Raw genomic sequence first — 16,524 nt, forward strand, 5'->3', positions numbered from 1 at the left:
ATTTAACGTAAATAAAATGGATACTATTGATATCGTCCTTTACGTTGCTTACGTTTTGGTAATGATTGCTGCCGCTGCAGCGATTGTATTGCCATTAATCAATGCGTTGAGCAATCCTAAAGGTCTTATGAGATCGTTGGTTGGCGTAGGTGTATTTGCAGTAGTTTTCGGTGGGGCTTATGCCATGGCCGGTAATGAAGTAACTGCAGCTTATGCTAAATTTAACGTAACTCCTGAAATCTCTCAAATGGTAGGTGCTTTCTTGAAGACTTCATACGTTTTCCTTGTAGGTGCTTTCGTTTTAGCAGTGATCACTGAGTTTACAAAAGTTTTTAAATAAAAAATTATGGCAAGAGGAAATAGATCAACCCCGGAAATTAACTCGGGATCTATGGCGGATATCGCGTTCTTGCTGCTGATCTTCTTCTTGGTGACGACAACCATCGCTTCTGATAAAGGGGTATCGTTGCGTCTTCCTCCTAAGGCCGATCCTAATGCGCCGCAGGATGAAATCAAGAAGAATGATCGTAACATCTTTAAGGTATTGGTGAACTCTTCCGACCGTGTGTTGGTAAATGGTGAACCTTTGACTGATTTGGATCAGATTCGTCCCATGGTAAAAGACTTTGTCATGAACTATGGACGTGATCCTAAAATGTCCGATAACCCTAAAGAGGCGGTAGTGTCTTTCAAGGCCGACCGTGGTACAAGTTACGCGACTTACATCGGGATTTTGGATAACCTGAAAGGGGCTTATAACGAAATCTATGCAGCTAACGTGGGGATTACCCTGGATCGTTATTTGTCATTGGATCGTAAAAAGCCAGCCGAGAAGAAGATGTACGAGGATTCTCGTATAGGTCCTGACGGCGAAAAAATTCCAATGAATATCTCTATTGCGGAACCAACAAAAACAGGAGGTAACTAATGTCAAAGTTTAAAAAGAAGTCGAAAGCTAGTCAGGATATCCCTACTTCGGCACTTCCTGACATTATCTTCATGTTGTTGTTCTTTTTCATGACGACGACAACCATGCGTACGGATGATATTAAAGTGCAACAGCGTTTTCCGCAAGCTTCGCAGCTGAGTAAGATCGAGAAGAAGTCTTTGGTTTCCTACATTTATGTAGGTGCACCTAAAGAAACGGATCGTTTCGGTACTGAGCCGGTAATTCAGATCAATGACGTGTTCGCTGAACCGGAAGATTTGATCCTTTACGTAGCGAAGGAAAAAGATAAGTTGCCTGATTACGAACGTGATCAGATCAACATGGCAATGAAAGTAGATAAAGAAGCTAAAATGGGTATCGTAACAGATGTTCAGGAAGCATTGAAAGAAGCAAATGCTTTGAAAGTTCTTTACACTTCTTTGCAGAAAACAGACAAAATGCCTTAATCAAAGGCCTTATACATAAAAAGCCGGTTCTCAGAGCCGGCTTTTTTTATGCTTTTTTTTGGTATTGCGGCTTTTTTACAAATGCTAGGGTTTAGCTATTTTGATTATTGATAGGAGCTTTCATCAAAAGCCAATCTAAAATTAGCCCCATTTCTTAACGCTATTGGCCGTTTCAATATCCCCTCTCATTCATTTTCAGGAAAAAGCTGCCCATAACTCGTTTAGGGCTGAGAAAATTTTATATTTTTGCTCAACTCAATTGGTTTGAGCTTAGAAATCCTTTTTAGTAAGACCCCATTCGTTAATGAAAAATCTGGTGGCGACCGTCAGTGGTTTTTTTACCTTCACTTTGGTGATGCTTTTGTTATTCCCTCTTTTCGCCTTACTCTCCCTTAAAGAAAGTTGGCAGTTGACGGGACTGAGGTTATACCGTTTTTGGGGACGGATTTCATTAAATATGGCAGCTTTGCCTACCCGGGTTATTTGGAAAGGAAACCCCTTACCTTCCGGTCAGCAATGTGTAATAGCCGCAAATCATGGTTCTTATCTAGATATTCCCGTGATTGGAAGTGGTCCTATTTTAACCACCTTTTTGGGAAAACACGAACTGACGAAAATTCCCGTATTCGGTTTTATCTACCGTAAGTTCAGTATAGTAGTAAAGCGTGGTAATCGATCCAGCGCTAAACAGGCCATTGAACTGTGCAAAAAAGCTTTGGATAATGGGCTGAATGTGGCTATTTTTCCGGAAGGAACCATTACCAAAACTCCTCCGCATATGGGGAATTTCAAGGATGGCGCATTTATCATAGCAGTTGATAAGCAGGTGCCCATAGTTCCGGTGAGTATGCCTTATTCCTGGAAAATTCTTCCCAGGGATGACAGGCGTCCACAGGTACATGTACATCCTTCAATAATGATTATTCACGAGGCAATCCCTACCATAGGATTAAGCCATGATGATATTCCGAGGCTAAAAGAACAGGTTAAAACTATTATCGAACAAGAAATTAAAGCCTACAATAAGGATGAATATTAATGAAGAAAGCCTGAAAAAGTTGGCGCATTTAGCCAGACTGGATTTTGATGCATCTGCCTCTGAGAAGATGGCGAAAGACCTGAGTGGTATTTTGGACTGGGTGGAGCAGTTAAATGAAGTGGATACAGAAGGGGTGAAGCCGCTTACCAATATGTCTCAGGAAATAAATGCCTATCGAGAAGATGTGGTGGGTAATCACCTGGAGCGGGAAAAGGGTTTAAAAAATGCCCCCGATCAGGATGGGGAATTCTTTCGTGTTCCCAAAGTATTGGACTAAAAGTGCTCCTTTTGCTAAATATTCACCCGATTTCGCGGGTTTAAATTGTTTAGCTTCAAGGCAGGAAAAAGGAAAGGATAGCACCCTATTTCATTTTTTTCAAAAGCAGCAGCAGAATAAGGAGCATGCAAGCTCGCCCAAATCAGGGCTATTAATAAATAAAGGAAACCCTATAAAAAGCACCTAGCAGGAATAATGCTATAAATCCAACGGTGCATTATTTGACTAAAGGTACTGTATGGCAGTGCCTTTTTGTTTTCAAAGGTTTTTCAAGGCAGAAGACTCACACCATGCCTGAACCCGGCTTATTCATGCTTAAATCCTTGTTCAGTTGCAGGTAGGGGGGAAGGGATTCTTCCTGTTTCAATTTTTTGCAACGAAGCAGATGAATGAGGAGCAAGCAAGCTCGCGTAAATGTAGGCTTTTTATAAGTCAATAAACAACACCTTATCTAATCGGAAATAGGCCATTTAAGGCGAGCTACTGAATTTAGCGGTGAATAATTCGGCTTAAATCCTTATTTTTGCAGGATATAATTAGTATTCATGAGCGATTCGATAAATTTTTGGAAACAGTGGCCAAAGCAATGGTCCTTTTTATTGGCTGGGCTGGGGTTTTTAGTGCTCTTCGCCATCTTAACTTTTTTCTATTTTTATTTTGGCGGAACCGGTTTGGCCATTCACTGGAATTTGGTGAGTCAAACTACTGATTTTCCAATCGCACTACGCATGGTGGAAGTCGGAGCCATGGAAGCTCCCCTGGAAATGAACTTCCTGCTTTTACATCAATACTTTGAAGGCAGCCCTATTCAATATTCTTTCACTGGGCAACTGGTCTTTTGGCTGGCCTGTTTAGGGGCTTTTAATATGCTTTGGGCGGTGGTGAGTGGTTTGAATCGTTTTTGGTATACAGTAGGGCTTTGTGGTTTATTTGCCATATTGGTGTATTTCAAACTGGAAGTGCTTATTCCATTCGGTCAGTTCTATAACTGGGGTTTATTATTAGCAGTGGTGCTTTATGGAGGGCTGTCCTTTTTGTTTCAGGCTATTCTTAGTCAAACGCCGCTTTGGTTAAGGTGGCTGGCTTTTGTGATTTTAAACGCGCTGCTTGTTTATGGATTTCACCTGATGGCAGAGGAAAATTTTGCCCTGGAGCGGGTGATGACCTATGGTGCCTTGCCCTGGGTAGTGCTTACCGTGGTATTTATTTTCATGGTCGGTATAGATAACCTTTGGTTGTTGTTTGATATGGTGAGTCGCAGGCAGGTCGTTGGAAATAACTTTTTCCACTTTATTGCGATATCTTTGTGCTATTTGGCATTGGTCGGCTTAGGTTTTTATCAGCAGAATATTCGTTTGGAGGAGGATGCCCTCTTTTACAGTCCTTTTATACTGTTAGCGGCTTCCACATTGATTGGCTTCTGGGCCATGAAAGGCAAGGATATGAACTGGGGCCGGTTTATTCCTTTTCAGCCTTTGGGTGCTTTGTTATACTTGTCTCTAGCATTAATTTGCTGGAGTACCATTGCGCATTATTTCATCACTGATAGCGACGTGATGCTGGATATGCTGGGGAAGATGGTTTACATTTTTCACTTTTCGCTTTCGTTGGTATTCTTTATTTATCTGTTCGTCAATTTTTCGGATATCATTCAGGCCGGTGCAGCTGCCCATAAAGTGGTTTTTAACGGGCGCAAATTTGGTTTAGGCACCGTTTATTTAATAGGATTTGGAATTGCATTTTTGTTTCTGCTGAAAGACAGTATGGTTCAAAACAACCAGGTGCTGGCGGCTTATAATAATGCCATTGGAGATATGCATTATGCCCATGGGGAAATATTAGAGGCAAAAGGATATTATGAAAAAGGGAGCAGGCTCGGTTGGAAAAATCACCATTCTTACTATGCCCTGGCCATGATAGCCAGTGAGGAAGGGAGAAATGCTCAGGCTTTGGATTATTATAAGGCTGCAAATAAAAAACACCCCAGCCCCTTTGCCTTCGTGAATAGCAGTAATATTTATTTGCAGCAGGAAAAGTGGTTTGATGCCATATTTAGCCTAGAAAAAGGATTAGAACATTTTCCAAATCATCCGGAGATACGCACCAATCTTGCGCGTTTATACGAGAAAACGAACCAGGCTCAGGCTCAGGAACTTTATAAGGCCTTGATGGGTGATCCCGCGGTTGCGGTAGTGAATGCGGCCAATTGGTTAAGTTGGCATAAACGTTCTCAGGGGGCGCTAACTGCTGATATGATTCATTCTTTTGCGCAAAAAGAGGAGGTGGCTATTAATGCTAACTTACTTCCATTTGTGGAAGTAGGGAGTGAGATCAAAGATTTTCAGTTGAATGAATTGGAAAGTAATTCACTTCCGGAAATTGCCCAGATTCACAATAGAAGTATCCACCAAATCTTTTTAGAGGATTCCGGCTGGGAATCAACGCTTCAAGAATGGAAGGAAGAGGCACAATATGAAAGCTATCAGGCATTATTGGATTATGATTTAGCGATTTATCAATATGAAAAGGGCAAGGTGAGCTCTGCTATAGATGCGCTAAAAGATCTTTCTTTTAATAATTTTTTCAGCAAGTCTTTCTATGAAAAAACGCTGGCCCTTTGGATGTGGGAACTGGGAGAGCCTCAGGTCGGTCTGAAGCATATTCAGGAATGTCTGCGCTTCCCGGATCAGGACACCCGAAAATTAGCCTTTAATGCTTTTGTGGAAGCGGGTAGAGGAGAGGAAGCGCTTCGTTTGGCGGCTGATGAAAGTGATAGTTTGTTGGTAGCTCAATTACAATCGCCTGATATGCAGCAAATGGATAATGCGTCTAAGTTTTTACTCATGCGTTATAATATGGTGAACTGGAACTTTGATCAGCAATTCAAAGTAGCACAGGCGATGGATGTGAATGCATGGAAAGTGAAAGCACTTCGTTGGTTATGGGCAGTGACCATGAAGTTTGACCAGTGGCAATATGTCGATCAGTTGGCAGTTGCAGTAGAGCAGGCGGACGGTATTGCATCAGATATTCGTCTTTCCAATGCTATTTATCAAGGTAATATCAGTGAAATCAAGCAGTATCGGGAAATGTTAGTTGGAGACTGGGCCCTGCTTTCTGATGCCGTTTTGGCAGAAAATGCATCAGTACAGGAAGGACTTTCCGCTTATACAGAATTGTTAGAACGAAACCCATTCTTTGTGCCTGGTGTTGTTGCTGCCTCCCGGTTTTTGAATCAATTACCGCAAAAAGAGGAAAGTTATGAGCTATTCCTTACCTACCTCAATAAATATGAGTATTCCATTCCATTGACAAAAGGGTATGCCGTTCAAAGTATTGCTATGGGATTGGACGGTTATGCTTTTAGTGCATTGGAGGAGATTAGTGCTTATGCTTCGCCACAAGCTTTTGAACAACTGAGCGCTAATATTGAGGGGAAAATAGTGGAATCAACTGAGGAAGAGCTTAGTTGGTAAGCGCATAATGGCTTGGTGAGTTTTGGCCGGTTTTTGTATTTTTGCCGGCCTTTATCGTGATCTGGCTCAAAATATTACACCGGTCTTTTTTTTATCAGATTGAAACATTGAAGGCTTTGTCGTACTTACCAATAGGAAGTATCATTAAGTTAATTCAATGAAATACACGCATTTAAAAGGGCTTAGTTTTGAGCGGCAGGCCTCTATCATCATGGATGAGGGGACCTGCATTTCCAGGGTGAATGCTGCGGATCTGGAAATTTCCCTCTATCGTTTGGAAGCAGATTATATTGAGGTCTGGTCCTGCCGCAAAAGTGGGAAGGTAAACCGTGTGATTGAAACCGCCTTTGAATTGATTGATCCCTGCCTGAAGCATTTCCTCAAAATCCACTCCAATTAGCCGTTAAAATAATTCTTCCTCCAACAGTCCTGATTACCTCGCTTTTTTCGGTTTAATTGTTCATATTTTAGAAAATATCTACATTATGAAGCCAATCATCAAGACCGAAAATATTTCCCGCCTGTATAAAATGGGGACAGAAATTATTTCAGCCCTGAAAAGCGTGTCCATTGAAATTAATAAAGGGGAGTATGTTGCTTTTATGGGACCTTCAGGTTCGGGGAAATCTACTTTAATGAACATTGTGGGCTGCCTTGATACGCCAACCGGAGGCAGTTATGAATTAAAAGGGCAGGATGTTTCCCATATGAATGAGTCAGCATTGGCAGAAGTTCGGAATAAAGAAATTGGCTTTGTCTTTCAGACTTTTAATTTGCTTCCTCGTGCGAGTTCTTTGGACAACGTAGCGCTTCCTTTGGTCTATGCCGGAATAGGTAAGAAAGAACGGGAGGCGAAGGCTTTAAAAGCCCTAGAAAGTGTGGGTTTAGGCTCCCGGGCTAATCATAAACCTAATGAGCTTTCCGGTGGGCAGCGGCAGCGTGTCGCTATTGCAAGGGCTTTGGTGAATGATCCCAGTATTATATTAGCTGATGAGCCTACCGGTAATCTGGATACCCGTACCTCCTACGATATCATGTCCATTTTTAAGGAATTGCATGATCAGGGAAATACCATTATTATGGTCACGCATGAGGATGATATTGCCCATTACAGCCACCGTATCGTGCGCCTGAGAGATGGCTTGATTGAAAGCGATATTGTGAATGATGATATCCGCGATCCGGCTTATGAAAAGTCTTTGTTGCCAGCAGAATAATCATTTTTATTCTATATAAAAAAACCTATCCCGATTTGGAATAGGTTTTTTTAGTTCCTTATGGTTTTTATTATCTACTGAAACCTAATACAGATCCTCCGCAATAGTTCTCAGAATCCTTGAAAGTAAAGGTAATGTAATAAATACCGGTGGCATTACAAGGGTAAGTGATGCCCGGGTAAAACTTGCCGTTGGCATGGTTTGTCGCCACAAGTTTACGGTTGGAATCATACATGGTCACAATAATACCATCAACACCATTCTGTCCACAAACGTTGATGTAATACTTGGTGTCTTTACTGAATACATAGCTGTACTCTACTTTTTGTTTTGCACCACCCTGTCCATCAATTTTAAAGCTTTTTAGGAAAGTGAAGCCATCTTTCAGGGATCCTAAGCAGGTGTCCGTAAAACCATCACTGTTGCACTGAGCCTGGGCAGGAGAAACTGCGACTAAACCAAATGCTAAAAATAGAAATACAAATAATAGATTTTTCATAGGAAGGAACTTATTTGGTAACGTTAGCACGGATTTTTTGAGTTTCCGAACCGATTTTCGCCAAAATTTCAGGAGTTATTTTTATTTCAGTAGTGGAGTTGTCAATAATGACCATTTCTCCATCCACCTCTTTCATTTCTGGCTCATGGTAGGTATAAATAAACTCTACCTGATTGAAGGCCTCGATAAGTGGCTCAAAATCTTTTCTTAACTGGCCGATGTTAGGGTCCGAAGTTTTATAGAAATCCAAAAGGAGTTTTACCTGATCCAAAATGATTTTTTGCTCACCAATTTTATCGATAAGTCCCTGATTAGAAACGTCTGACTCAGCAACTTTCGTGGTAATATGAAGAGCCTCAAGCCAACCACCAGTCAATAGTAAAACACTTAAATTTGCTCTCTTCTTCTGTTGAAGATACGCATTAATACTATTGAAGTTTTTAGTAGTAGTTAAAAGTAAAGAATCTAAATTACTACTATTAGTGGCTAATCTTTTGATTTCTTTAAAGTTAAAGAATTGCCCAATATTTAATCCTTCGGAAAGCTTCTGAATGGACTGTAAATAGTAAATCGCATCCTGATTCTGTTCGTAGATGTTGGTATAACCTAGATCAGTACCGTAAATCCCTAAGTTAATCGCTTTTTGAAAGTCACTGTTATAGTTAGAAGTGGCTTTTGGATCATTTAAGAATTCATTGTTATACTTAACTCCCTGGTCTTTTAATAAGAAAGAAATTTCCAAGGGAGAAGGGATTTGCTGGATAATACCTTCAATCACGTCCTGAGATACTTCAGGAGCACTAGTTTCCTGTTGAGCTTCAAATTCAGCATCCAGGTTTTCTGTGTTAGGTTTTTTATCAGAGCACGCCCAAAACATGAAAGGCAAGAGTCCTAATATTAGTTTTCTCATTACAAACAAATTTATTGTTAAAGGTAATAAAAAAAAGTCAATTTGAAATATTTGGTGAAAAGGTTAATCAATACTACTGTGTCTGCTTGATTATCCTTCCGATTTCTTATTAAACTTTAGCTTGCCAAAACTATCAATTAATTTTAGCAATAATTCTTTATACAAGGTAAAATATAAACAAGCTGTCATCAGCCAGATAATCGTAATATTGAACCAGAAGGTGTCAAAATAAACGCCAAATAAATGCTTTTGCGGGGCAAAGAAATGGGTACGATAATCCAACGCATGCTTCGGGTTCTCCGGGATTTGGAAGATAGGGTCCAGCTGCTGAAGCAAATTTCCGTCATACTGTAAAATTCTATCCTGAACCGATAAGTTTCTTACCAAATCAGTAAGGCTTTCATTAGCGTACTCGTTTTTGAATTGATTCAAATCGTAGTTGGAGCCTTCAGCATTTTGAAGTTTATGCATATAGAACTCTTTCTTGGCTACTGCCTTATTAAAAAGTTCCAGATAGTGTCCCTCTAAATGTTCGAGATAGTTTAAAATGATATCCTCAGTGCCTTGATTGAAGTTCTCCCGTTTCAGTAAAAGGTCTAAATCAATGTCCTCTAAGCCTTTTTGAAATTCTTCCCTGGCTAAGGCGTTTTTGATGGTGAGCAGATTATGATCTACCTGAGCAATCTCGTCCGGTTTTTCACTGTTGATATTGTTTTTGATATACAATAATTCTGCTTTGATTTCCTTGATGAAATAGCTGGCCTTAAAATCAGCCTGTCGTTCCTGTTGTTCCATCGGGAAATATACTGCCTCATAGGCATTGTCCCGGAACTGTTTTACGGCCAGGGCTTCATAGGACCATCTGGAAACCATTACATCTGCAATCACGGGTACCTTTCCTTTGGTGGAAATCATTTCATTCATTTTTTCAAATGGGAAAAGTAGTCCACTTAATACCATTTGCGGAATGATCACCAATGGGATTAGGATGTAAACGGTTACGGCTGAATTAAATGCAGAGGAAATATTAAGTCCCAGAATATTAGCAAAACAGGCAACAGAAAACATCACCAGCCAATAGGGGAACAGCATTCCTTTTATTTCGAGAATCATATTACTCACTAATACAAAACCCAAGGCTTGTATAGCGGATAATGTGAATAGGATTCCGATTTTGGACATCAGGTAACTGTTCCAACTCAGGTTCAGGAAGGATTCGCGTTTTCGGATCTTCTTATCCCGGATGATTTCTTCCGCACTGACCGTGAGCCCCATAAACAAGGAAACGATTACCGCCATCATAATGAAGATGGGGATGTTCTCATTAAATCGATAAATATAGCCGGACAAATCCGGGGCTGATTTATATCGAATGATAAAGGCTAACACGAGTGCTAAAACCGGCGCTTCCAACAAATTGATAATCATATACTGTTTGTTGGAAATCTTGGCCAGCACATCCCTTTTGAGGAAAATGGCCGCCTGTTTCAGGTAGTTGGGGATTTTTAAGCTTTTTTGAGGTTTTTCCTTTACGTCCGCAATGCGGGCATGGTCGAAATTTTCCTCGTATTTATTTTTCCACTGAGTGGGGGTGATTTTTCTTTTCTTGGTGAATTCCCCATATTCGTCCACTACCCTCGCTTCAACGATATTGAATATCTGTTCCGGGTTCACATTCCCACAGGAAGGGCACTGCCCACGTTCAGCATCTACCTGATTGGTTTCCCTTTTGAAATAGTTAACCGCTTCCACAGGATGTCCGTAGAAAATCTGATATCCACCCGTATCTAAAATGATCATTTTATCGAACATCTTATAGATGTCCGAGGAAGGTTGGTGAATCACTACAAAAATGAGCTTTCCTCTTAAAGACAGCTCCTTCAAAAGGTCAATCACATTTTCCGAATCTCGGGAAGACAAGCCTGAGGTCGGTTCATCCACAAATAAGACGGCCGGCTCCCGGATAAGTTCCAACGCAATATTTAATCTCTTTCTTTGTCCACCAGAAATGGTTTTATCCAGGACGCTACCCACGCGCAAATCCTTTCTTGCCTCCAGTCCCAGGCTGGACAGAACATCCATAACGCGCTGATGAAGTTCCTCTTCGGGCATATCATCAAAGCAAAGCTTGGCATTATAGTAAAGGTTTTCGTAAACGGTAAGCTCTTCAATCAACAGGTCGTCCTGCGCAATATAGCCGATCACCCCTTTAAGCTCTTCTTTGTCAAGGGGGTGGTTGAGATCGAGATTATTGATGGAGATTTTTCCGGCGGATGGGGCGTTGAGACCAGCCAATACATTGAGTAGGGTAGTCTTGCCCGCTCCCGATGCTCCCATGATACCAATTAACTTGCCGGGGCCTTCCGAGATATTGATGTTTCTCAGACCAATATCACCATTAGGAAAGCGGAATTCCAGTTCATCCGCATTAAAAGAAAGAGCGGTCAGTTTATCTTCATGGAAAAAATTGCGGATTAAATCACTGTAGTACAGTGCAGCTCCTTTGGGCGTTTTAATGGTGCTTCCATTGGAAAACAAATATACTCCCCGGCCTTTCAATATGAAGCCATTGAGAATGATATCCTCATTGCCCACATATTTCACAAAGTACATCTCAACGCTTGGAATGCGAAGGAAATGCAAATAGCCACGGATATCCCCCTTGATGTGTTTGCTTTCTTCACGCTTGGCTGCTTTCGACATGGTCAGAATAGTGTCTATTTCTGAATTGTCGTCCTCTTCCAAAAGGATAAAAGCTTCACAGGCTTTGTATTCGTCAGCGGTTAGTTTAAAAACAGAGGAAACTGTATTGATAATTTCCATTCGCTGAGGGGATAAGTTACGGTCTGACGCAACCAATTCCAACAGCTTCATCAACACCACCACCTTTTGCTTTTGGGTGAGGGTTTTGTTAATTTTTTTGCAGATGCCAAGCGTCCTGACAGAATCCTTCATAAGAGTTCTGCGGGGTTTCTTTTTGACCTCTGTCTGCTCACTGGCAGTATCCTCTTCTTCCTCTTCTTTTTTACCATAGCCCACCAACTCATCATACATGGCGAGATAGTTGACTACCGTATCCTGATCTAATTCCTGTTTAAAAAAGCTGAGAACGTGTTGACGCTCTTTCTCTGTAACCCCGCCGTCTTGCTTGGTGATAATTGCAAAAAGCTGGGTGAGGGCTCTTAGTATCTCCTCACTCATAGGATTTGGTGTGTTGGGTTGATGTTAAAAATGCAGGATAAAGCTACCCTGCATTCTTGTTTCAAGCTAGTGTATATTAATACTCTTTGAATTCAAATTCCAGGTCCACCAATTCAGAGAATTCTTCCCCGGCCTCCTGCATATCTTCATCATCCTCCAGATAATACCAGTGGATTACCGTTCCCTCAATTTCCTCCAATGCCGACAGAACATCCAAAATTAATTTTGAAGAAGCCGTATTAAAATACTCCAACTTAAAAACAAACTCGGTCTTTGGGTTGGCGGCATTTTCATATTCACCGATCCAGTCCAAAATAGGTTGATAGAAACCCTGAGAATCTTCAGGAAGCGAGCGCCCTGAAATCTCAAAAATACCATTGTCCTTGTCTAGCAAGATTTTTGGGGTATCCTCTGTGCCTTCTAGGTTGATAATATTCATTTTTTTGAAATTAGTTTTCTTAAATTTTTTAAGCGCGTCTGATGCAGGTTTTTAGAGAGAAAAAAGAATAAGCATCATCCAAAGGTTTGAAGTCATAAGCTAATTCTTGACCGGATTTACGAGCCATATCCACAAAACCTAGTCCTGCGCCTCCTTTATCGGAGATAGAAGTGTTTTTAATAATCTCTTTATAAAGGCTTTTTAAACCTTCTTTATCTAGAGAGTTGATCTCTTCCAATTTGGATTTCAGGCCTTCCACAAATTCGTTTCGGATAGGGTTGCCGGAAGTGATCACGTATTGCTCATTTTCTTTTCCAATCATGAAAATGGCTTGTTTATTGGCCTCGTCCTCACCATGCTTTACAATGTTTTGCAAGCACTCGACCATTACGTTAAAAACTTTTCTTTTTGTACTCGATTCTTCTCCGATCGAATCCATATTCCTCTCAGCCATGGCAAGAACGGACTTTGTTATTTCCTGGGTAAATTCCCCCTCATAAACCAAAATCAGATTGTTCTCCAACATGGTCTTGTGTAGATCAAAAATGAATTTCATAGGATGAACGGTTTGAAAACAAGATGTATTAACAAATTTATTGATTAACAGTATTAATTTATAATCTTACCTAAAGTTTAAGACTTTGTCTTGAAATATTAAACTTTGAAGTAACTTTTATCCCATTAAAAGCGAATCGCCATTAACAAGACATCATCAGTCTGCTTATAGTCAGCCTTCCAGTCAACCCATGCACCCTCAAAGACTTTCTGCATTTCCTTCATCGGTAAGTTATGGTTAGTTTGAATAAGTTCACGTAGCCTTTTCGGACCGAATTTTCGGTTCAAAGGACCACCAAACTGATCAGGGAATCCATCAGAACAGAACACAATCAAATCGTCTTTCTGCATTTCTAATTCATGCGTGGTGAAGTCGGTCTGATTACGATAACGTCCTCCGCCAATAGCGAATTTGTTACCTTTGATTTCTTCCAATGTACCTTGGTTCACAAAATAAAGCGATCGATGCGCTCCCGCAAATGATACTTTATTTGTTTTTTTATTAATTTTTACAAGTGCCAAGTCCATTCCATCTTTACTCATGGAATCTCCTCTTTCCTGTTTTAAAGTCTCTGTAACTCCCGCATCTAACATGTCGAGGATTTTTCCCGGATCTGATATTTTCTGAGATTTTACAATATCATTCAGTAAGAAGTATCCGATCAGGGAGATCAACGCGCCCGGAACACCGTGGCCAGTACAATCAACGGCTGCTAAATAAACATCATCTCCAACCTCTGCATACCAAGGGAAGTCACCACTGACCACGTCCTTGGCTTTGTAAAAGATCATGGAGTCCGGCAAATGTTTTTCAATGACCTGTTCGTCCGGAACAATGGCCCACTGGATACGCTTGGCATAGTTGATGGATTCCGTAATTTTCTTATTCTGATTTTTAACCTCCAGCTCAATTAATTTGCGTTCGGTAATATCATGAGAAACCACCAATACCGATTCGATATTTTCTTCTTCGTCAAATTCCGGAATACCCCTAAGCTGCATAATCCGCTCTCCCATTTTATCAGAAGGGAAGTTAATCTCCACTGCTTTTTGAGCGCCTATTTCCATTACATCTGCAATGATTTCATTGTATTTTGATGTAATGTTTTCAGGGATTTCGGCTTCTTCAAAGGACTTTTCCGTAAAGTCTTCCGGCGTTTTATCCGTGTATTGCTCAATGGTCGGGTTAATATAGAACACCTTGCCATCCTGATTGAATCGGGTGATAAGGTCAGGAGAGTTTTCTGAAAGAGATTGCATTTTCGATCTCATACGCTCCTCTTGCTCCGCTCTTTTTCTTTCGGTGATATCACGGTAATTGAATAGAAGTCCCGCAATAGCCGGGTCGTTCAGGTGATTATTACCGGTGGCCTCTAGCCAAATGGCTTCTCCATCTTTTTTGCGATACTCAAATTGCAGGTTGACCGCTTCGTTGGCATTATTAATCAGGTTAGTGAATTCCTGCTGTAATGCTGCGCGGTAATGCTCCAGTACTTTTCCGGAATCATTAGTGCCCTCCAGTTCTTCTGGTTTATAGCCAAAAATTTTGGTAACCGATGGAGAAACGTATTTGATATTTCCGTTGCGATCATAAATCGTAATGACCTCGGATGCATTTTCAAGTAAAAGCTGCATTTGTCGCTGCCCACGATTCACTTCGTCAATCTGCTCTTCCAACTGTTGGTTGGTGCGTTGCAGCTCTTCCTGGGTAGCCTGCATTTCTTCTGCATTTTGCTGAAGAATTTCCTGCTTTTCCTGTAATTCGTTGGACATCTTTCTGGATTCATCCAGTAAGCGTCTTGTGGTGGCGTTGACCTTGATGTTGGAAATAGTTCGGGCAATAATCACCGATATTTCCTGAACAAATTTTACGTCAGATGGAGAGAATCGCTCAAAACCGGCAAATTCGACTACGCCATAAACCTCTTCCTCTGTAATTAAAGGCACCACCAAAATACAGGTTGGTCTTTGATCCCCAAGTAGTCCGGAGGTTACGGTAACATAGTCATAGGGAATCTCCGTCCTTAAGACAATGTCTTTCTCTGCCGCGGCCTGTCCCACTAAACCTTCCGCAAATTTGAAGGTACTTTTCAGGTATTTCTTTCTGTTGTAGGCATAACTGGCACGCATAGCGATCGTGCTTTTTCGAATATCGTCCTGATCGTCCTCTTTTTCAATGGTATAGAAGGCGCCCTGGATGGCGTTGATTTTAGCGCAAACAAACTGCACTATTTCATCTCCCAGTACATCAAGTTCATCATGAGAACGAAGGATTTCAGAAATTTCCGCCAGGCCATGGACAATGCGGTTTCGCTCTTTATCTCTGGCTTCCGCTTCCTGAATATTGTCCCGCATGTTGATCAGTGAATTTCCTAAAGAATCTTTATCACTGAGCGGTTCATAATCTACATCAAACTGTCCTTTTCCAATTTTATGGGCAAACTGAGCGGTTCTCTTTAGTCCGGAAACCAAATGAGAGACATCCTCGGCCATTAAACCAATTTCATCTTTGCCCTCCTGATCAATTTTTTCAGGCAACACGCCACTTCCTACCAGCTGCAGGGTTACTCTCAATCGGTGAAGGGCTTGCGTTAGGAATTTGGAGAAGATGGTCGTAATGATAAGTGCAATAATGATTACTGCAATGCCTGCGGCAATAAATTGCCAAATCAGCCTGGTGGAATTGTTGTAAACCTCAGATTCATCAATCTTGGTGATAATCCCCATCCCCAGGTTGGGGATTTCTGCCCAGCTGGCCAATACGCGATCCCCGGCATAGTCTGTTTGGTAGCCCGTCGCCTGTTGTCCTTTAATGGCCCACATATAATAGGCATGAGTGAGGTCTTCCGCATATATATCCTGCTGCTGTTGTTTTTTCAAAGGAGAGGCCAGGATGATTTTTTCCTTTTGGGCGTAAACGATAAACGATTCGCCGGTTTCACCGAGTTGATCCGAACGCTGAATGATGTTGAATAACGATGTCGCATCTGCTTCAGCCAAAAGGGTGTAACGCTTTTCTCCTGCCTGAATCTGTTTTCCTAGCGTATAAACAGTCACTTTTCCTTTCTTATATGCAGGGCTGATCAGGCTTGGGGCGTCGATATTTGATAAAATAACACCGGTAGGATCCTCAATGAATTGATTGACTGCCGCTGCTTCATCTGAGGCCAAAACGATCCCCTCCGCGTCTACTAAATAAAGGTGAGTGAAAGTATATTTTGGGAGAATCTGTTGAATTTTACCCATGGACGGCAGGGAGTCCGTCTCATTTAATTTGTTTTGGACACTATTAGCGATGGTAGTGAGCCAGTTTTTTTGGTTGTTGACCAGCGCATTGATCTGTTCCGCTTTTAACTCGTTGTGCGTCTCAATCGTGCGGCTGAACTGCTCCTGGGTAGTTTTCTTGGATAGGCGATACCCTAAAAATCCCATTAAGCTCACAGCCAACAGCATCATGAAAAATATGATGACCGAGATTTTAGCGCCAAATTTTAAATCTTTTAACATGGTTGACTA

General features: G+C 41.2%; 14 protein-coding genes. 8 read left to right on the forward strand and 6 right to left on the reverse strand.

Going from position 1 to position 16,524, the window contains the following annotated elements; genetic code table 11:
* The first annotated feature begins 16 nt into the window (after positions 1-16).
* From NG22_RS02070 to NG22_RS02105, 8 genes are all read left to right on the forward strand, one after another.
* Complete coding sequence (locus NG22_RS02070; protein WP_053404175.1) at positions 17-340, forward strand: hypothetical protein; 324 nt, start codon at positions 17-19, stop codon at positions 338-340.
* Positions 341-346: 6 nt separating this feature from the next.
* Positions 347-928: a biopolymer transporter ExbD gene (locus tag NG22_RS02075; protein ID WP_053404176.1), complete on the forward strand. Its 582-nt coding sequence runs from the start codon at positions 347-349 to the stop codon at positions 926-928.
* Entirely contained in the window at positions 928-1,395 is a 468-nt protein-coding gene (locus NG22_RS02080) for a biopolymer transporter ExbD (RefSeq protein WP_053404177.1), read from the forward strand. The genes NG22_RS02075 and NG22_RS02080 overlap by 1 nt, the downstream gene beginning before the upstream one ends.
* Before the next feature lie 304 nt (positions 1,396-1,699).
* Complete coding sequence (locus NG22_RS02085; RefSeq protein WP_053404178.1) at positions 1,700-2,434, forward strand: 1-acyl-sn-glycerol-3-phosphate acyltransferase; 735 nt, start codon at positions 1,700-1,702, stop codon at positions 2,432-2,434.
* Entirely contained in the window at positions 2,424-2,711 is a 288-nt protein-coding gene (gene gatC / locus NG22_RS02090) for an Asp-tRNA(Asn)/Glu-tRNA(Gln) amidotransferase subunit GatC (RefSeq protein ID WP_053404179.1), read from the forward strand. The genes NG22_RS02085 and gatC overlap by 11 nt, the downstream gene beginning before the upstream one ends.
* A gap of 545 nt (positions 2,712-3,256) precedes the next feature.
* Entirely contained in the window at positions 3,257-6,187 is a 2,931-nt protein-coding gene (locus tag NG22_RS02095) for a hypothetical protein (protein ID WP_053404180.1), read from the forward strand.
* Positions 6,188-6,344: 157 nt separating this feature from the next.
* Positions 6,345-6,587: a hypothetical protein gene (locus NG22_RS02100; protein ID WP_053404181.1), complete on the forward strand. Its 243-nt coding sequence runs from the start codon at positions 6,345-6,347 to the stop codon at positions 6,585-6,587.
* Between the two features lie 85 nt (positions 6,588-6,672).
* A complete protein-coding gene (locus NG22_RS02105) occupies positions 6,673-7,404 on the forward strand; it encodes an ABC transporter ATP-binding protein (protein WP_053404182.1) in 732 nt (243 codons plus the stop codon).
* 70 nt (positions 7,405-7,474) lie between these two features.
* Here the strand turns inward: NG22_RS02105 and NG22_RS02110 are convergent, their stop codons facing one another.
* From NG22_RS02110 to NG22_RS02135, 6 genes are all read right to left on the reverse strand, one after another.
* Positions 7,475-7,903, reverse strand: a complete 429-nt coding sequence (locus NG22_RS02110) for a hypothetical protein (RefSeq protein WP_053404183.1) — start codon at positions 7,901-7,903, stop codon at positions 7,475-7,477.
* A gap of 10 nt (positions 7,904-7,913) precedes the next feature.
* Positions 7,914-8,813 carry a hypothetical protein gene (locus NG22_RS02115; RefSeq protein WP_053404184.1) on the reverse strand — a complete coding sequence of 300 codons (900 nt, stop codon included), beginning with the start codon at positions 8,811-8,813 and terminating at the stop codon, positions 7,914-7,916.
* A gap of 90 nt (positions 8,814-8,903) precedes the next feature.
* The gene (locus tag NG22_RS02120; RefSeq protein ID WP_053404185.1) at positions 8,904-12,014 is read right to left on the reverse strand and encodes an ATP-binding cassette domain-containing protein; all 3,111 of its coding nucleotides are present in this window, start codon (positions 12,012-12,014) and stop codon (positions 8,904-8,906) included.
* A 76-nt stretch (positions 12,015-12,090) separates the two neighbouring features.
* Positions 12,091-12,453, reverse strand: coding sequence for a DUF1987 domain-containing protein (locus tag NG22_RS02125; protein ID WP_053404186.1), 363 nt, complete (start codon positions 12,451-12,453; stop codon positions 12,091-12,093).
* A gap of 28 nt (positions 12,454-12,481) precedes the next feature.
* Entirely contained in the window at positions 12,482-13,009 is a 528-nt protein-coding gene (locus NG22_RS02130; RefSeq protein ID WP_053404187.1) for a SiaB family protein kinase, read from the reverse strand.
* A 125-nt stretch (positions 13,010-13,134) separates the two neighbouring features.
* The gene (locus tag NG22_RS02135; protein WP_053404188.1) at positions 13,135-16,515 is read right to left on the reverse strand and encodes a PAS domain S-box protein; all 3,381 of its coding nucleotides are present in this window, start codon (positions 16,513-16,515) and stop codon (positions 13,135-13,137) included.
* Positions 16,516-16,524: the final 9 nt, after the last annotated feature.

Source organism: Persicobacter sp. CCB-QB2 (assembly GCF_001274635.1).
In the GTDB taxonomy this organism is placed as follows: Bacteria; Bacteroidota; Bacteroidia; order Cytophagales; family Cyclobacteriaceae; genus Persicobacter; species Persicobacter diffluens.